The following is a 17,100-nucleotide window of genomic DNA, read 5'->3' as shown; positions in this document are numbered from 1 at the left end:
GCAAGTAGCAAAACAACGGGCCTTGATGGCCTCTTCGAATATCTGATGCGTATACGTCCTTGTAGGAGCCCGGTTTGCCGGCGAAGGCGATCTTTCGGACGCCTTCGCCGGCAAGCCGGGCTCCTACAGGCGAAGGCGATCTTTCGGACGCCTTCGCCGGCAAGCCGGCTCCTACAGAAGCAGGTATCAGTACCCCGAACCCGGAATCCAGCTGGTCCCCGCCAGCGGCACTCGTGCCATGGCCGCCGACTCCACCGTCAACGCCACCAGGTCCTCCGGATCCAGGTTATGCAGGTGCGACTTGCCGCATGCCCGGGCCATGGTCTGTGCCTCCAACACCAACACCCGCAAATAGTTGGCCAGTCGGCGACCGCCTTCCACCGGGTCCAGGCGCTTGGACAATTCCGGGTCCTGGGTGGTGATCCCGGCCGGGTCGCGGCCGTTCTGCCAGTCGTCATAAAAACCGGCGGCTGACCCAATCTTGTGCAGTTCTTCATCCAGGCGCGGGTGGTTGTCGCCCAGCGCAATCAGTGCCGCCGTGCCAATCGCCACCGCGTCCGCGCCCAGCGCCATGGCCTTGGCCACGTCGGCTCCGTTGCGAATCCCCCCCGAAACGATCAGCTGGACCTTGCGGTGCATGCCCATCTCTTGCAAAGCCTGTACCGCTTGCGGGATGGCCGGCAAAATCGGGATGCCCACGTGTTCGATAAACACTTCCTGGGTCGCCGCCGTGCCCCCTTGCATGCCATCGAGCACAATCACGTCGGCCCCGGCCTTCACCGCCAGCTTGACGTCGTAGTACGGCCGGCTCGCGCCGATCTTCACGTAGATCGGTTTTTCCCAATCGGTGATTTCGCGCAGCTCGGCGATCTTTATCGCCAGGTCATCGGGACCTGTCCAGTCCGGGTGACGGCAGGCGCTGCGCTGGTCGACACCGATCGGCAAGGTGCGCATGCCGGCCACCCGCTCGGTGACTTTCATGCCCAGCAACATGCCGCCGCCACCGGGTTTGGCGCCCTGCCCCAGGACGATTTCGATGGCATCGGCCTTGCGCAGGTCGTCCGGGTTCATGCCGTAGCGCGACGGCAGGTACTGATAGACCAGGTGCTGCGACTGCCCGCGCTCCTCCGGGGTCATGCCGCCGTCACCGGTGGTGGTGCTGGTCCCGGCGATGGTCGCGCCTCGGCCCAGGGCTTCCTTGGCATTGGCCGACAACGCACCGAAACTCATGCCGGCGATGCTTACCGGGATCTTCAGGTGGATTGGCTTCTTGGCGAAACGGTTGCCGAGGATCACATCGGTGCCGCACTTTTCCCGATAGCCTTCCAGCGGATAGCGCGACACGCTGGCGCCCAGCAGCAACAGATCATCGAAGTGCGGGACCTTACGCTTGGTGCCACCGCCGCGGATGTCATAGATGCCAGTCTCGGCGGCGCGCTGGATTTCCTGGATGGTCAGGCGGTCGAAAGTCGCGGACTCGCGCAGCACTGGAGTATTTTTCTCGCTCATATCTGTTCTCCTCGCGTGATCAGTACGCGGACGCGTTATCGACTTTGAAGTTGTACAATTGACGGGCCGAGCCATAGCGCTTGAAGTCAGCGGCCTTGTGATCGAAACCGGCGCGGTTGAGCAGCACCTGCAGTTCTTCCAGGTGCTCGGCACGCATCTCTTTCTCGATGCAGTCGGAGCCCAGGGACGCGACGCTGCCCTTCACGTAGATGTGGGTTTCGTACAGCGAATCGCCCAGCGCATCGCCGGCATCGCCGCACACCACCAGGCGCCCGGCCTGGCCCATGAAGCAACTCATGTGACCAATGCTGCCGCCGACCACGATGTCGATGCCTTTCATGGAAATCCCGCAACGGGCCCCGGCATCGCCTTCGATCACCAGCAAACCGCCATGGGCGGTGGCGCCAGCGGCCTGGGATGCACTGCCCTTGATGCGCACGCAGCCGGACATCATGTTTTCCGCAACACCGACGCCGGCGTTGCCGTGCACGGTGATGCTGGCTTTCTGGTTCATGCCCGCGCAGTAGTAACCGGCGTGCCCCTGGATATCGATGGACACGGCCTGGTTCACGCCAACGGCGAGGTTGTGCTTGCCGTTGGAGTGGGTCACCACCCATTCGCGGTCTTCTACGTTGTGCACCTGGTCATGCAGCGCCTGGTTGAGGTCGCGCACGCTGGCGATGGAAAGATCGATGGTTTTCATGTGTGCGCTCCTTAAGCTGACTCGCGTTCCCAGATGTACAAGGTGGCCGGTGCCGGTTCCCAGATCCTGGCGTTTTCAATGCCCGGCAGGCTCGACAGCGCCTGATACTCCGAGGCCATGGCCACGTAGTCGTCGGTCTCGGCGAGGATCGCCGGCTTGCAGGCGATCGGGTCGCGGATCACCGCAAAGCCGTTGCGGGTGCCGATGGCGAAGGTGAAGAAGCCGTCGAGGTCCTCCAGCGCATGGTCCAGCGCCTCTTTCAACGAGTCGCCTTGCTGCAGGCGCCAGGTCAGGTAACCGGCGGCCACTTCGGTGTCGTTGTCGGTTTCGAACTTGATGCCCTCACGCTTGAGTTCCTGGCGCAGGCGGAAGTGGTTGGACAGCGAGCCGTTGTGCACCAGGCACAGGTCGGCGCCGGTGGAAAACGGGTGGCTGCCTTCCATGGTCACCGCGCTTTCAGTGGCCATGCGGGTGTGGCCGATGATGTGGCTGCCCTGCATGCCGGCCAGGCCAAAGCGCTGGGAAATCTCCTGGGGCAAGCCCATGCCCTTGAGGATCTCGATGCTTTGCCCGGCGCTCATGATGCGCACGCCCGGCGCCAGTTCGGCGAGGGCCAGGCGTACTGGCGCCTCCTCGGCGTTGATCTTCAAGACGGCGGCGCTGGCGTTCTGAAACCAGTCCAGCGAGCAACCAAGACGGCCTTCCAGTTCACCCATCAGGGCGCTCCAGTCGAAGCTTTCGCTGGTGGCCTGCAGGGTCAGCTTGACCCAGCCATCGGCCACTTCATCGCCATAGATGGCGAAGCCGGCACTGTCCGGGCCACGGTCGGTCATGGCCTGCAACATCGGTTCGAAAAGCTGGCCCAGCCGGGATTCCAGCTGCGGGTTTTTCAGGTAAAGACCTACGATTCCGCACATTAGAACAGTCCTCACTTCGTTCGGGAGCTGCAAGCTTTGAGCTGCAAGCAATCCGCATAGATAGAAATATTCGTGACACGCCGCCAACCCGCTGTTACTTGCGGCTCGACGCTTGCAACTCGTAGCTGCCGCCCAGCAACCTCAGAAAAACTCCGTATAGCGCGCGATTTCCCAGTCACTCACATGGCGGCTGTACTCCACCCACTCCATGCGCTTGAGCTTGATGAACTCGCCGACGATCTGCGGGCCCAGCACTTCGGCGAACAACGGATCGGCCTCCAGCGCATCGCAGGCTTCCTTGAGCGACTGCGGCAGGGTCTTGATGCCGCGGGCGGCGATCTGCTCCAGGCTCAGGCTGTAGAGGTTTTCGTTGCAGACGTGATCGATTTCCAGCTGGCGGTCGATGCCGTCCAGGCCCGCGGCGATGATCGCGGCGCTGACCAGATAGGGATTGCAACCGGCGTCCGGCAGGCGGAATTCCAGGCGGCCATAAGGCACCCGGACCATTGCCGAGCGGTTGTTGGCACCAAAGGCGATGAACGCCGGTGCCCAGGTCGCGCCGGACAACGAATTGCCCACCACCAGGCGTTTGTAGGAGTTCACCGTCGGCGCCGCGAACGCGCAAAGCGCCGGGCCATGGGCGAGCAAACCGGCGGCGAAGTGATAGGCCATTTTCGACAGGCCCATGCCGCTCGGGTCGCTGGCGTCATGGAACAGGTTCTTGTTCTCGGCGCTGCTGATCGACAGGTGAAAGTGCATGCCGTTGCCGGCGCGTTTCGGGTCGGGCTTGGGCATGAACGAACAGATCATGCCCAAGTCATTGGCGATCTCGCCGGCGGCCATGCGAAAGAAGGTGAAGCGATCCGCCGAGGTCATGGCGTCGCTGTAGGTGTAGTTGATCTCGAACTGGCCGTTGGCGTCTTCGTGATCGATTTGATAGACCTCGAAATCCACCGCCTGCAAGGCTTCGGTCAGGCGCTCGAGGAACACCCGGGAGCGCGACAGGCCTTTGTAGTCGTAGCAAGGCTTGTCCAGGTTGTCGCTGAGGTCGACCAGTTGCAGCTTGCCCTGCTCGTCGCGACGCATCAGGTTGAACTCCGGCTCCAGGCCGGTATTGAGGGTCCATCCCTTGTCCTCCAGACGGCGGATCTGCTGCTGCAACACGTAACGGCTGTCATAGGGATGGGGTTTGCCATCGACGTGACCGACGCACACCACCCGGCCATACCCCGGCTGCCAGGGCACCGGTGTCAGCGTGGACAGGTCGCCGCGGGCCATGAAGTCCGGACCGTGGGGCTCCATGCCCATGCCACTGATCGCGAACCCGGCAAAACCGGCGCCCTCTTCGGCCACCGTCTTGAGCCCACAAATCGGCACCGATTTGGTCTTGGCCGCGCCATGGATATCGACAAACTGCGCAAGCACGTATTTGATCCCGTGCTTGTCGATAATGCGCTGTGTCTCTGCTGGCAACATTGCTCGTCACTCCTCGCGAAAGGCAAATCAGTTGTGGGTTGGCCCTGACTTTCTCTTTATTCCTGAAAAGAAAGTTTGTTTCCCAATAGGAATGCAAGGCCCTTGCCAGCTTCGCGAGTGACTCGTGAAAAGCGTTATCTGTGCTGTTTATATGGGAAAAATCTTTTCCCCATGGGAATATTGATCGGTATATGCGCGCCCGGACGCCGCGATTTGCACTTTCCCAGTGCGAAACTAATATTACTGAACGGAAAGTGTGCAGGATCCGATGACTATGCCGACCGAAACCGCCCCGCGCCTCAAGCTTGAGCAATACCTGGGTTTGCAGATCAAGCGCCAGCGCCAGGCCCAAGACCTGAAGCTGGCCGATGTGGCCAAGATTGCCGATATCAGCCAGGGCATGTTGAGCAAGATTGAAAACGCCCAGGTCTCCACCAGCCTCGACACCCTCAGCCGTCTGTGTGACGTGCTGGGCCTGCCGCTGTCGAAACTGTTCAGCGAGTACGACCAGCAGGATGGCAGCGCACTATTAGTCAAGGCTGATCAGGGGATGGAGGTGGTTCGCCGCGGGACCGAGAAAGGTCATACCTACCATCTGCTCAATCACACCCGTGGCCCGAAGAAGAGTTTCGAGGCCTACATGGTGAGCATGGATGACGCCAGTGAAGAGTTTCCGACCTTCTCCCACCCGGGGACGGAGTTTTTGCATTTGCTGGAAGGTGAGTTGATTTATCGCCATGGCAATCAGCTGTATCGCATGGAGGCCGGGGACAGCCTGACCTTCGAAGGGGAAATTCCCCATGGGCCGGAGGAGCTGGTGCAGGTGCCGATCCGGTTGTTGTCGATCATGAACTACGGTAGCGACAAAGAATGATTTCGAAGGGCTCTTTGTCTTTCCCCGTAGGTGCTGGGCCAGCGAAGTCAGCATAACGGCCACCCTCGCATCGCCAGCAAGCCGGCTCCTACAGATTTGTGTACTGCCCCACAATCCGCAGGCACCCGAAAACCTGTAGGAGCTGGCTTGCCAGCGAAGGCAGCATCATGGCCACTATCGCATCGCCAGCAAGCCGGCTCCTACGGAGAAATGTCCATTTGCAATTAGAAATCCCGCCCGGATATTCCGGACGGGATTTTTTCAATCACACAACCTCACCCCATTCACGCAATCGGAATCAACGGATCCGCTGCCGCCCAGGCGCTTTCACGGTTGGCCGCCGGTGGGTAGATCCACACGGTGTTGATCTGGGTCTTCAGCGACTTGCCTTCCTGCCGGGTCAGCTTGACCTGGCGGTCCCAACCTTCGGTGTACACCGCTCCCCAGGCCCCCAGGTCCAGGCAGGTCACGTATTTCGGCTGGCTGTACGGTGTCGGGTCCACGCCGAGGATCTGTGCGGCAACGTTGTTGCCGGCATGACGGCCCAGCACGATGGCGTGCTGGCAGGTCATCAGTGCATGGTTGCCGATGTCATCGCTGGCCGCGTAAGCCACGTCGCCGGTGGCGAAGATGTCGGGCTGGCCGATGACTTGCAGGTGAGCGTCGACGTGCAGTCGGCCCAGGTGGTCGCGTTCGGCGGGGATCTGCTCGGTCAGCGAGCTGGCACGCACGCCGGTGGTCCAGATCACGGTCCTGGCGTCGATGCGCTGGCCGTCGGACAGGGTCACGCCGTTTTCATCGACGGCGACCACTGAGGCGTTGAGGTGCCATTTCACCCCGGTTTCCTCACTGGCTTCGGCAATCTTCTCGGCGATTTGCGCGCCCATGGAGCCGCCCACCTTGCTGCCACGATCGACGATGATCACGTTGAAGTCAGCATGCTCGCCCAAGATGGCGCGCAAACGGGTCGGCATCTCAGTGGCCGTCTCGATGCCGGTGAATCCACCGCCGGCCACCACCACCGTGTTGCGGGCCTGGCTCTGCGGCTGGTTGACCAGGGACTTGAGGTGGGCTTCCAGGCGCATGGCCTGTTCGATCTGGTCGACGTCGAATGCATGTTCGGCCACACCCGGGGTGTCCGGCAGGGCGAGCCGGCTGCCGGTGGCCAGAACGAGTTTGTCGTAGATGCAGACTTGTTTTTCGCCCTGGGCATCCACGTAACCGACACGTTTTTGCTCGACGTCGATGGTCTCGGCGGCCCCTTTGATGAAGCGCACGCCGATCTCATCGAACAGTTCGCCGATCGGCGCGGCCAGTTGGTGGGCGTTCGGCTCGTAGAAGCGTGGACGCACACGCAGTTCGGCTTGAGGCGCCAGCACCGTCACCTCAACGTCATTGTGGCCGTGGATATCGAACAGGCGAGTAGCGCTCAAAGCGGTCCACATGCCACCAAAACCTGCGCCAATTACCAGGATGCGTTGTTTCATTTTTAACTCCAGGGGAAAAACAGGCAATGAAATGGGCTCAGGGGGTTGGCACTCGCATTCGCTTGGATGCCGCTTTCGCTCCCGACCTGATAACTACGACATTATTGATCGCAGTTAAATCGAGCAAGATGTTTTTCTCAATGGTTCGAATCGATCCCATCGATACAGCGGCAAAACCGCGCTGAATCCGCAGCCTGGAAGGCGTTTGCAGCGCCTGGAGAAAAATCGCGATCGTTGCCCGGCCAAGGGTCAGCTGCTAATATTTGCGACTACATTAGTCGGAGATCGATATGTCTCTTTACAGCGCGGGTGTCGAGTACGGCATTCACTGCCTGATTTTCCTGGTGGGCAATGGTGGTGAGACCCGCGAGGCGAGCGTGCGGGACCTTGCAGAGTTGCAAGGCGTGCCGCTGGACTATCTGGCAAAAATCTTCACCAAACTGGCCAAGGCAAAACTGGTAGTCGCCACCGAAGGCGTGCGTGGCGGCTTCAAGCTGGCGCGGCCCGCCGATGAGATCAGCCTGCTGGACATCGTCAATGCCATCGACGGGGCCAAGGCCATTTTCGAATGTCGGGAAATCCGCGGTCGCTGTGCGTTATTTGCAGGCGAGGTGCCCGAATGGGCAGTGGACGGCCATTGCTCGGTGCACGGCGCCATGTTGACTGCGCAGAAGCGCATGGAAGAAGCCCTCGCCCAGCAGACCATCCTGGACATCGCCAGGAAGGTCGGGCGAAAAGCACCGGCGCAGTTCAATGCGCAGGTCGAGAGCTGGATGAATGATCGGCGGGAAAAGAAAGGCACCGCCAGTGCCCAGGGCGATGTCGATCAGCTTATCCAGGTCACCGAGATCGACGGCTGAACCCTACAGGCAGTCCCGCACCGCCTGGCGCATGACCCCTGACTTTGCCCACGGCGGCCCCTGGTAAAGCGAAACCCGACTGCCGTCCTTGTACTTGACGATATCCAGCACTTCATCGGCGGTTATGATGCTCGGCGCGGTGATCCGGTAGCCGTTGGAAATCGATGTCTGGGTCGTCTTGGCGATCTCTTTTTGCCATGCTGGCAATACACACGCTGCTACTTCCTTGGGTAATTTGTCGCTCGGCTTATTGTAGTTCGGCTCCCCTGGCACCAGGGACGCGGGCAACGAACACCCCGCCAGCAACGCCATTACCACTCCCCCCATCAACACTCGACTCATGAAGCATCCTTAAACCTGAAAAAATAAAATGTAGCCTGTTGCCGCGCTGACAGCCATTTTGTTGCATCGAGCCTCAGTGACCGACGCTTTGATCGCCGGTGTCCGGGTAGGTTCGCTCGTTAAGATAAGTCGTCCATCGTTCGAAGGCTTCGTGTTGCCATAAACTGACCCGCTCCCATTCCGCCCCGCTGAACTGGTGCTCGGAAATCAGCTTCATCATTTCGCTGGTGGCCGCATCCAGATCGGCCTTCAGTTCCTGGGCATGCGCCCGGAAGTCATCGGTTGTCGTCATTTTGAATGGACCCTGCCCTGGTAAAATGTCGGCACTTCAATACGACAGCAAACGACAGCGAATCTTGCGATGGGCGCAAAATTCCCGACCAAAGGTAGCCCTTTGGCATCAGAAGAACACTACGCCCCGCCGCGGGAATGGGTCTAAAATTTCGTAGCACGAAGTTACGGGAGATCAGTCATGTGGCTTAACGAACATGAACAAACGCTTCGGCGTGATCTGCAAGGGCTGGCATCGGACCTGCGCTGGTCGGCGGTTGAGTTGTTGCGCATAGCCGAACAATTGCGCCTGTCAGGCAACGATGTCGACGCCGAAGCCGTGAAGCGCCTGTGCGATTTGTTCCAGGGTGATGAACAACGGCTGTCGGGTTACGCCGAGGAAGTGAAGGCCAAGATCATCAGTCGACACAAGCCTGGGTAACGGTAGTCGATACGATAGTGCTACATGCATAAACTTCTTGGGGAGGAAGTCGCAGGGCGCTTAATCAGAGGCCGCAATGTCAGCTGGTCGTAAATAATATGAACCGAAAAAACGGAATAAATAAGACCCCGTGTGTTTTTAAACGCGAGCCGCTACTGGGAGGGATTTTTTTGACCGGCAAAAATTGTTCAACCGCAATGTAAAAATATCAATAACTCTACGAAGCGCGAATTTTTGACCCTAAGATTGCAGGAGAATGTGGATACGACACCCCCTTATATTCTACCAACCCTCTTGCGGGTAAATGTGACTTGGAAAATCCACGAGATTTCGGAAAAGATGGCGGCTTAAGAATATCGCTACTTATTATAACCCCTTTATATGCCTTTACTGGCTTATCAAGCCTGAAAGCTAATTGAGCGCCAGCCGAAGAATTACCGCCATCCGCACCATAACAACTTATTAATTTCACATCTTTAAATTTTTTATCAAATTTAGGATATTTTTTCAATACCGCGTCCGCCACTTCTAATGGGGTATATTTATCTATCCCACCCTCTAAACCATGACCATCAATTATCAGACGCTTGCCTCCACCGTTTGAAAAAAGCCTTTGTTCTGCAATAGCAACACCACGGTGTTCGGGAAACAACGGCTGAATATTTGTAAGTCTCGAAGTACGCATAGAAGAACGTATAGAAGTACCACCTATCCCGACCAAGCCCCCAACCGCCAGTCCCAAGCCGTAGGACGTGAACGAGCCCCATGAAAGACAGGACACCGTTTCCCCCTTACGATAAGGGATAGGCAAACGGTTATGTTTATGACTAACAGCAACGATAAGAGTGGGGAGCTTTTGGGCCAGGAGCGGCGGCGCCGCTGGAGCCCGGAGCAGAAGCTGGCGATGGTTCGCGAGAGCCTTGAGCCAGGACAAAGTGTGTCGGTCGTCGCTCGGCGCAACGGCATCAATGCCAACCAGTTGTTCCTGTGGCGCAAGCTCTATCAGGACGGCAGCCTGTCGGCGGTCAGTGCTGGTGAAGCCGTGGTGCCGGCCTCTGAGCTGAGCGATGCACTCAAGCAGATCCGTGAACTGCAACGGATGCTGGGCAAGAAGACGATGGAAGCAGAAATCCTCAAAGAGGCCGTGGAGATCGCCCGGTCGCGAAAATGGATTGCGCACTCACCCTTGTTGCCGGGGGACGACCAGTGAAGCTGGTCAGCGAATGTCTCGGTGTGGCGCGCTCGCAATTAACGGTTCGAATCAAGCAATCGGTATCGCCCAAGACACGGCGAAGCAGGCCTGTGAACGATGTAGAGCTGGTCGCTGAAATCCAGCAAGAGGTCAGCGAACTGCCCAGCTATGGATACCGTCGCGTCTGGGGACTGCTGCGTCGCGCACGTGAAAAGCGGTCGCTGCCCGCGATCAACGTGAAACGGGTTTACCGGGTCATGCGTGATCACAATCTGCTGCTTGAACGCCGGATCAAACAGCCCGGCGTGCCGCGTCGGCACGAAGGCCGTATTGCGGTGGAAACCAGCGATACGCGTTGGTGCTCGGACGGCTTTGAGTTCCGTTGTGAGGACGGCGCCAAACTGAGCGTGACCTTCGCCCTCGATTGCTGTGATCGCGAAGCCATCGGCTGGGTTGCGAGCCCGACCGGGTACAGCGGCGATGATATTCGCGACCTGATGTTGGAAAGCGTGGAGAAGCGTTTTGGTGATCGACTGCCCGCCACGCCAGTTCAATGGCTAAGCGACAACGGCTCGGCGTACACCGCTGAACAGACACGCCTGTTTGCTCGACAGATCGGCTTGCAGCCATTGACCACACCGGTGCGCAGCCCGCAGAGCAACGGCATGGCCGAGAGCTTCGTGAAGACGATCAAGCGGGATTATGTGGCGCACATGCCCAAGCCAGATCGAGAAACGGCGCTACGTAACCTGGCAATTGCCTTTGAGCATTACAACGAGCAGCATCCGCACAGCGCTTTGAACTATCGCTCACCGAGGGAGTTCAGGCGCTTGGCAGCTGCATCAATTTAACGGGGAGTTGGTGTCCGGTTTTGTAGGGGCAAGTCCAGGACGTAAGGTCCTCATTTTCAGTAAAAATACCTGCTAGCCCTAATCCACCTCCCACTATACCGCTCCCCCCGAATAAAAGGCGTGCCGCAGTACTAAATGAAAAGTGACCTGTTGGATCAATCCTGTTAGCCGGGTTGCCCAAAGCATAGGCATACGCATTCAACCCGCCCTCATCAAACGGACTCAAACTGTCAGGACTATTGAAGCGCATCAACCCGGGATTAAATGCCCGGTAGCCATTACCCAATGGATAGTGCCCCGTCTCCGGATCCGGCTGTTCGCCGTTGAAGCCGAGCAAACCGGGGTGTCCGTTTACCGCTGGGCGGTGGCCGTATGGCGAGTACGCCATAGGGGTGCGCTGCCCGCTGGTGACGGCGTGCAGCACCGAACGCTGAGAATCTGTGGCGAGCAAAATGGTGTCGGATGATTGGCCTTGAAGCTGACGTTGCGCGAGGGGCAAGTGGTCGTACTGGAAGTAGCTGCGCTTGATCTGCCCTTGTATTTCAGTGGTCAGGCGAGATCTGTTGTAGAAGCGCATGGTGGTGTCTTGAGTCGCAGGTGACGTGTTGATCAACTGGTCCAACGGGTCGTATTGATAGCGGCAGAGCACGGTGTTCATGATTATGTCTCGCAAGATGATCAATTTGAGTTCTGGGCAGTTTTCCAGCTCTGTATATGGATAGCATGGTCGACTTTTAAACGCTGAGGAGATGTAGCGCGAGTGTAAAACAGAGTCCATTTAGTTAAACTTTCTGTCTACTGTCAGAAATAACAGGTGCGACAATCGGCGCCCGTACGCTCACACCGGAAAATCCGCTTACAATTTCGCGGTGACACGCTCAGCCACCTCCTCCGGCACCCAGCCCTTCCACACCTGCGGCTGATCCCGCAGGAAGGCTTCTGCCACCTGACGCGGTTGCAGGCGCTTTTCGCTCATTTGGCCGAGGGTATGGTTGAGCAGGTCGATCGGCAGGTCGACCTTTTCGAAGAACGCCACCAGGTCCGGGTACTGCGCCTTGAAAGGCGCGGACACGCCGATCGCCAGGCTCGCCGGCATTGACCGGGTGCCCTTTGGATGCGGGTTGTTGGCGTCGGCCAGGGTCTTCCAGGCTTCGGCGTCGAACGCCGGCTCGTCGAGTTTCACCAGTTTGAAACGCCCCAGCAACGGCGTCGGCGACCAGTAGTAGAACAGCACCGGTTTGCCGCGACGGATCGATGACGCCACCTCGGCATCCAGTGCCGCACCCGATCCGGTGCGGAAGTTGACGAAGCTGTCGGTCAGGCCATAGGCCTTGAGCTTCTGGCTGTTGACGATCTCCGAGGTCCAGCCGGTCGGGCTGTTGAGGAAGCGTCCGCGGCCCGGGTCTTCCGGGTCGCGGAACACGTCCTTGTAGCGAGCCAGGTCGGCGACGGATTTCAGTTCCGGGGCCAGGGGCTTGATGCCACGTTCAGGGTCGCCCTTGATCACGTATTCCGGCACCCACCAGCCTTCGGTGGCGCCTTTGACCGTGTCGCCCAGACCGAACACTTTGCCCTGCGCAGCGGCTTTGACCCACGCCGGACTGCGCCCGGCCCACTCTTCGCCGATCACCTGGATATCGTTTTTGGCCAGTGCCGCTTCGAGGCTGACGGTGCTGCCCGGCAAGGTATCGGTCGGGTAGCCGTAACCTTTCTCGACGATCAAGCGCAGGATCTCGGTGATCAGGCTGCCGCTTTCCCAGGTGATGTCGCCGAAGTGGATCGGCGCGGCTTTTTCTGTAGCCGGAACCTGGGTTGCCACCAGGCTCAGGGCCAGCAGCGAACTGCCGAGCAAGGTTTTGAGCGATTTCATGCAGACCTCCAGTTCAGGGAATTCAAGGGTTGGTTGGCGCTGTGCCGGGCACACAGGGCTTGGGAGCGCGTCATGTAATCGCTGACCGAGCGTTGGGAAATGCCCAATCGGGCGGCAATCTGCGGGTAGGACAGGCCGTCGACTCGCGACAACAGGAAGGTCGCCCGAACCTTGCCCGGCAAGCGTTCAAGGGTGCGGTCGAGGCCATGTAATGTTTGAGTCAGTTGCGCCTGTTCTTCAGGCGAGATCGCTTGCTGTTGATCAACCTGTTGCAACTGTTCGAGGTGCTGGCGTTCCAGGTCGCGACGGCGCCAGAGCTGATAGAGCAAGCGCTGGGCAATGGTGGTGAGCAAGGCGCGGGGCTCGCGGATCGGGTTCAGTGCTGGCGATTCGAGCAACTGCAGGAAGGTCTCGGCCGCGATGTCTTCGACGCTGGAACTGGCGCCCAGGTGCCGGCGCAACCGAGCGCACAGCCAAGGGTGATGGGCGCGGAACAATGCGCCCACGTCGTTGCGATGGGAAAGGTCGGTGCCGGACATAGAGGCTCCAAGGTTAGGGGTCGCAGAATGTCCGGTGATCCGGTGGCGCGATCCTAGCAAGGAGCCTTATTCATTAATAATACTAAAAAAGAATTTTTATATTCCTTTTAAGGTCAAAAGATCGCAGCCTCGCTTCGCGAGACAACTCCTACAGGTGAAGATCCTGCCTACCTTAATCGTCCATACCCCAAATCCTCGGCCTCTCGCTGATAGTCGAGAACGATTTGATAGTCGCTTTCGCTGGCCGGCAAAACCTCCTGCAGTCTCAGGATTTCCCTGACTTCGGGCAATTGCTGCAGCGTCATGTTCATCACCTGCTGCAGCTCCGCGACCTGTTCATCGGTGGCGCTCGCGGCCGTGATGAACGGCAAGGTCGGGCTGAACGCACTGCGACCGACTATTCGCAAGCCAGCCACTTCGTCTTCGGCGTGTCGCGCCAGATAGGCAAAGGTCACGCTGTCGATGGCCGCCAGGTCCGCTTTGTCTTCACGCAACCAGCGCAGGCTTTCCCGGTGGCTGCCGCTGATTCCGACACGGGCAAAAAACTGCCCCTCTCGCTGCAGCGCAGCCAGGCGGTGACGCAGCAGGTTCATGCCGCTGTTGGAATCTTCGCCGTTGATCACGCCACGGCTGCCGCGAAATGCGGGCAAGCTGCGCCGTGGATCATCGGCGCGACTGAGCAACAGGCTGCAGTGATTGCCGCCGCTGGCGTCCGGCAGTTCGTAACGAGGACGACCGATGACCCGCACTCGCCCACGCAACACGGTCATCAGCGGGTAGCCGCAGGTTTGCGTCAGCAGCAAGTGCGGCGACAGCCACAGGTCCATCAGCGCAAGGCCCTCGGCATCGCGGCGCGTGGCGCCCAGTTGCTGGAGGATGAGTGCCAGCCAGCGTTCGTTGGCTTGGCGGACCGGTTCGGGGGCGACGTACATCAGTAATTCAGCCAGGTGTTGTGTCATCGAAATATTCCGGGAATTCATTCGCAATCAGTGAAAAGGGTGCCGCGGGCTGTCGATGGCCTTCACCCCGTGCCGGCGCCATAACTGGCCATAACCCTGCACCAGGAACCCGCCGCTGCGCGCCAGCCATTGCTCGCGGCGCGCCTGATAAGCGCGGGGCAAGTCGTACCAGGGCAGCCCCGGCAAATCGTGGTGCACCAGGTGCAGGTTGAGGTTCAGGAACAGCCAGCGCCACGGCCAGGCGGCTTCATTGAGGACCGTCCTGTGCTCGGGCGCGGCATGGGGCCGGTGTTCGTAGTAGGAGCGAATCATGGCAATCGACAGCGCCGGCACGCTGACCAGCAACAGGTAATGCCACACCGGCAGCACGCTGTAGCGGGCGATGAACAGCAACATCAACAGGGTCAACGTGCCGTGGCTCATCCACATCAACCAGGCCTGTCGCTCACCCGCCTTCAAACGCTGCAGTTCTTCCCTTGCCAGCGCCAGCAAAGCCAGCGGAGCGCCCAGGAGGAAACGCCCCAGCACGGTTTTGTTCAGCCAGTGCAGGCCTTGTTCGAACACCGAACTGCCCTGCCACTGCCCGGCGCTCAGGTAGCGGCTTTCCGGATCACGGCCCGGCAGGGTCAGGTCTTCATCGCGGTGATGCAACAGATGGCTGTCGCGATACAGGGTGTAGGGATACCACACGGCGAACGGCGCGTAGCCGAGGATCTTGTTCAGCCATACCCAGCGGGTGGGATGACCGTGCAGCAGTTCGTGCTGCAGCGACAACCAGAGCACCAGCAACGGGATCAACAACAACGTGCTGCACCACAGGCCCAACCAGTGACTGCCCAGCATGATGCCGAACCAGCCGGCGTACACGCCGATCAGCAGCAGCCAGGTCGGCCACTCGGTGCGAGCGGTCAGGCGTTGGCACAAGCTGTCGATTTCTGCACGGTGGGCGTTGTCGAAGTAATGGGGCATGGCGTTGCTCGGATCGGGGACCAATCCCCTTCTGTGCAACGGCGCCGGGTTTTCTTGCAGATTATTTTTGTCGAGTTCTACAGGGACCAATTGTGGGAGCTGTTCGCTCCCACATTGGTTGCGCAATCAAGACCCGGTTTCCATAGGACCTGGGCCCTGAGCCTGCCTTCATGTCGCTTGCTGATTGCGAGGCTTGGTTGAGCGGGCTTTATAACCCGGCAGCGCAGCCGCAAAGGCCAGCGCCTCTTCCCGACTGGCAAACGAGCCCAGCCGGTCGCCCTGGGTGCAGACCCGCCATGGGCCGTTGTTCACACTCAGAACGTCATAGCCGTTCATGTGCATCTTGTTCAACATCGGAACGCTCATAGTCACCTCCATCTTGGCAGTGATCACAGGGTTGACTTGCCTACCTTACACCCCCCTGCCGTGAAGAGGCCGACCAGACGTCGAGTCAGGCCAGTGGCAGCGAGATTGCACTTTTAGACACCTTTGTTGTTCAAAATGTCCAGGAAAGCTTGCAATGGATTACGGCCCGAATATTGCATTTTTGTTACACTTATGTGACAGCCTGGATTGAATGAACAGATGAAAGTACGTGCAACCGTCATTTGCGAGCACGACCGCCATATCCTCATGGTGCGCAAGGCCAGAAGTCGCTGGATGTTGCCCGGCGGCAAGGTCGAGCGCGGTGAGACCGTGCAGGATGCTGCATTGCGCGAGTTGCAGGAAGAAACAGGGCTGGGCGCCGAGGATATGCTGTACCTGATGGAACTCGAAACAGGGGGCACCCGACACCATGTCTACGAAGCATCGTTGCTCGATGCGGAGCAGGCGCGACCGCTAAACGAGATTTTCGATTGCCTCTGGTACCCGCTGGATTCGGTGCAGAACCTGAACCCCAGCGACGCCACGCTGCGGATCATCAGCGCATTTCGGCGTCGCCTGTAGTTCACCCGCCTCAGCCCTGATCGCCACCGCCCACCGGCATGATCATGCCGGTGATGTAGGACGCCTCGTCGCTGGCGAGGAACAGAATGGCGCCGGCCTGCTCATCCAGCGTGCCGTAACGCTTCATCAAACTGCTGTCGAGGGTCTGATCGACGATCTGCTGGTACCAGACCTTCTCTTGCTCAGTCTGCTCGGCCGCATTGCGCGGCACTCGCCGCGGCGGTGCCTCGGTGCCGCCGGGTGCTGTGGCGTTGACCCGAACGCCGCGACCGGCGGTTTCGAACGCCAGGCACGCGGTCAGCGCATTCACCCCGCCCTTTGCAGCGCCGTAGGGCACACGGTTGACGCTGCGGGTGGCGATCGACGACACGTTGACGATCGCGCCACTGCCCTGCTCCAACATGTACGGCAAGGCGGCATGGCAGCACCACAGGGTCGGGAACAGCGAACGGCGCACCTCGGCCTCGATCTGCGCCGCTTCGTAGTGCTCGAACGGCTTGGCCCAGATGGTCCCGCCGACGTTGTTGACCAGCACATCGAGACGAGCGAAACGCTCGATGGCGGTTTGCATGACCCGGTTGCATTCCTCGTATTGCTCAAGGTCGGCGGTCAGGGCCAGGACCTGGCTGTGCGGGGCCAGTTGTTGCTGCACTTCGAACACCAGGTCGGAGCGATCGACCAGGATCAGCTTCGCGCCTTCAGCGGCCATGCGCTCGGCAACGCACCGCCCGATGCCCTGGGCCGCCCCGGTGATCAGCGCGACTTTGTCGTGGAATCTGTTCATGTGTACCTCACACGCCGCCCCCTGTAGGAGCTGCCGCAGGCTGCGATCGTTTGATCTTGATTGTAAAAAACATAATCAAAAGATCGCAGCCTGCGGCAGCTCCTACAG

Annotated in this window: 20 protein-coding genes; 5 read left to right on the top strand and 15 right to left on the bottom strand. The window is 59.5% G+C overall.

Annotated features, from left to right (window positions below; translation table 11 throughout):
* Positions 1 to 186: 186 nt before the first annotated feature.
* From DKB71_RS12765 to glnT, 4 genes are all read right to left on the bottom strand, one after another.
* Positions 187 to 1,509 (bottom strand): FMN-binding glutamate synthase family protein, encoded by a 1,323-nt coding sequence (locus tag DKB71_RS12765; RefSeq protein WP_408600608.1) that lies wholly within the window; start codon positions 1,507 to 1,509, stop codon positions 187 to 189.
* Between the two features lie 19 nt (positions 1,510 to 1,528).
* Positions 1,529 to 2,212 (bottom strand): protein glxC, encoded by a 684-nt coding sequence (locus DKB71_RS12760; RefSeq protein ID WP_408600607.1) that lies wholly within the window; start codon positions 2,210 to 2,212, stop codon positions 1,529 to 1,531.
* An 11-nt stretch (positions 2,213 to 2,223) separates the two neighbouring features.
* Positions 2,224 to 3,129: a glutamine amidotransferase family protein gene (locus DKB71_RS12755; RefSeq protein WP_323608062.1), complete on the bottom strand. Its 906-nt coding sequence runs from the start codon at positions 3,127 to 3,129 to the stop codon at positions 2,224 to 2,226.
* Between the two features lie 141 nt (positions 3,130 to 3,270).
* Positions 3,271 to 4,605 carry a type III glutamate--ammonia ligase gene (glnT, locus tag DKB71_RS12750; RefSeq protein ID WP_274077848.1) on the bottom strand — a complete coding sequence of 445 codons (1,335 nt, stop codon included), beginning with the start codon at positions 4,603 to 4,605 and terminating at the stop codon, positions 3,271 to 3,273.
* Between the two features lie 274 nt (positions 4,606 to 4,879).
* On the opposite strand from glnT, the gene DKB71_RS12745 reads away from it, so the two are divergent.
* The gene (locus DKB71_RS12745) at positions 4,880 to 5,479 is read left to right on the top strand and encodes a helix-turn-helix domain-containing protein (protein WP_008061438.1); all 600 of its coding nucleotides are present in this window, start codon (positions 4,880 to 4,882) and stop codon (positions 5,477 to 5,479) included.
* Between the two features lie 284 nt (positions 5,480 to 5,763).
* Here the strand turns inward: DKB71_RS12745 and DKB71_RS12740 are convergent, their stop codons facing one another.
* Entirely contained in the window at positions 5,764 to 6,966 is a 1,203-nt protein-coding gene (locus tag DKB71_RS12740) for an NAD(P)/FAD-dependent oxidoreductase (protein WP_408600605.1), read from the bottom strand.
* Between the two features lie 290 nt (positions 6,967 to 7,256).
* Here DKB71_RS12740 and DKB71_RS12735 point away from each other — a divergent pair, with 290 nt between their 5' ends.
* Entirely contained in the window at positions 7,257 to 7,826 is a 570-nt protein-coding gene (locus DKB71_RS12735; RefSeq protein WP_408600604.1) for an RrF2 family transcriptional regulator, read from the top strand.
* A 3-nt stretch (positions 7,827 to 7,829) separates the two neighbouring features.
* Here DKB71_RS12735 and DKB71_RS12730 read toward each other — a convergent pair whose 3' ends face one another.
* Both DKB71_RS12730 and DKB71_RS12725 read right to left on the bottom strand, forming a co-directional pair.
* A complete protein-coding gene (locus tag DKB71_RS12730) occupies positions 7,830 to 8,168 on the bottom strand; it encodes a hypothetical protein (protein WP_274077399.1) in 339 nt (112 codons plus the stop codon).
* A gap of 73 nt (positions 8,169 to 8,241) precedes the next feature.
* The gene (locus DKB71_RS12725) at positions 8,242 to 8,460 is read right to left on the bottom strand and encodes a hypothetical protein (protein WP_274077400.1); all 219 of its coding nucleotides are present in this window, start codon (positions 8,458 to 8,460) and stop codon (positions 8,242 to 8,244) included.
* A gap of 180 nt (positions 8,461 to 8,640) precedes the next feature.
* On the opposite strand from DKB71_RS12725, the gene DKB71_RS12720 reads away from it, so the two are divergent.
* Positions 8,641 to 8,880: a hypothetical protein gene (locus DKB71_RS12720; protein ID WP_408600603.1), complete on the top strand. Its 240-nt coding sequence runs from the start codon at positions 8,641 to 8,643 to the stop codon at positions 8,878 to 8,880.
* Positions 8,881 to 9,097: 217 nt separating this feature from the next.
* On the opposite strand, the gene DKB71_RS12715 is transcribed toward DKB71_RS12720, so the two are convergent.
* Positions 9,098 to 9,565, bottom strand: coding sequence for a hypothetical protein (locus DKB71_RS12715; RefSeq protein ID WP_408600602.1), 468 nt, complete (start codon positions 9,563 to 9,565; stop codon positions 9,098 to 9,100).
* A 138-nt stretch (positions 9,566 to 9,703) separates the two neighbouring features.
* On the opposite strand from DKB71_RS12715, the gene DKB71_RS12710 reads away from it, so the two are divergent.
* Positions 9,704 to 10,923 (top strand): IS3 family transposase gene (locus DKB71_RS12710; protein WP_408596099.1). Its coding sequence is split into 2 segments (ribosomal slippage): positions 9,704 to 10,049 and positions 10,049 to 10,923, totalling 1,221 coding nucleotides; the frame shifts between segments, so codons are not numbered across the junction.
* Here DKB71_RS12710 and DKB71_RS12705 read toward each other — a convergent pair.
* The 6 genes from DKB71_RS12705 to DKB71_RS12680 all read right to left on the bottom strand — a co-directional run bounded on the left by DKB71_RS12705 (position 10,895) and on the right by DKB71_RS12680 (position 15,626).
* The gene (locus DKB71_RS12705; RefSeq protein WP_408600601.1) at positions 10,895 to 11,581 is read right to left on the bottom strand and encodes an RHS repeat-associated core domain-containing protein; all 687 of its coding nucleotides are present in this window, start codon (positions 11,579 to 11,581) and stop codon (positions 10,895 to 10,897) included. The two genes, DKB71_RS12710 and DKB71_RS12705, sit on opposite strands and share 29 nt — an antisense overlap.
* Positions 11,582 to 11,779: 198 nt before the next feature.
* A complete protein-coding gene (locus tag DKB71_RS12700; RefSeq protein WP_408600600.1) occupies positions 11,780 to 12,793 on the bottom strand; it encodes an ABC transporter substrate-binding protein in 1,014 nt (337 codons plus the stop codon).
* Positions 12,790 to 13,332, bottom strand: a complete 543-nt coding sequence (locus DKB71_RS12695) for a sigma-70 family RNA polymerase sigma factor (protein ID WP_408600599.1) — start codon at positions 13,330 to 13,332, stop codon at positions 12,790 to 12,792. Before DKB71_RS12695 ends, DKB71_RS12700 begins: the two co-directional genes overlap by 4 nt.
* Positions 13,333 to 13,499: 167 nt before the next feature.
* The gene (locus DKB71_RS12690; protein WP_408600598.1) at positions 13,500 to 14,291 is read right to left on the bottom strand and encodes a phosphate/phosphite/phosphonate ABC transporter substrate-binding protein; all 792 of its coding nucleotides are present in this window, start codon (positions 14,289 to 14,291) and stop codon (positions 13,500 to 13,502) included.
* A gap of 27 nt (positions 14,292 to 14,318) precedes the next feature.
* Positions 14,319 to 15,260 carry a fatty acid desaturase gene (locus DKB71_RS12685; RefSeq protein WP_408600597.1) on the bottom strand — a complete coding sequence of 314 codons (942 nt, stop codon included), beginning with the start codon at positions 15,258 to 15,260 and terminating at the stop codon, positions 14,319 to 14,321.
* A gap of 168 nt (positions 15,261 to 15,428) precedes the next feature.
* The gene (locus tag DKB71_RS12680) at positions 15,429 to 15,626 is read right to left on the bottom strand and encodes a DUF2188 domain-containing protein (RefSeq protein ID WP_274077406.1); all 198 of its coding nucleotides are present in this window, start codon (positions 15,624 to 15,626) and stop codon (positions 15,429 to 15,431) included.
* A gap of 219 nt (positions 15,627 to 15,845) precedes the next feature.
* Between DKB71_RS12680 and DKB71_RS12675 the strand changes: the two genes are divergently transcribed.
* A complete protein-coding gene (locus DKB71_RS12675) occupies positions 15,846 to 16,208 on the top strand; it encodes an NUDIX hydrolase (RefSeq protein ID WP_408600596.1) in 363 nt (120 codons plus the stop codon).
* Positions 16,209 to 16,218: 10 nt separating this feature from the next.
* Here DKB71_RS12675 and DKB71_RS12670 read toward each other — a convergent pair whose 3' ends face one another.
* On the bottom strand, positions 16,219 to 16,992 hold the full coding sequence (locus DKB71_RS12670; protein ID WP_408600595.1) for a 1,6-dihydroxycyclohexa-2,4-diene-1-carboxylate dehydrogenase: 774 nt from the start codon (positions 16,990 to 16,992) through the stop codon (positions 16,219 to 16,221).
* Positions 16,993 to 17,100 lie beyond the last annotated feature (108 nt).

The organism is Pseudomonas sp. PLMAX, assembly GCF_046042685.1.
Taxonomy (GTDB): Bacteria; Pseudomonadota; Gammaproteobacteria; order Pseudomonadales; family Pseudomonadaceae; genus Aquipseudomonas; species Aquipseudomonas putida_AE.
The sequence above is the reverse complement of the archived record's forward strand: the minus strand, read 5'-3'. Positions and strand labels throughout refer to the sequence as shown.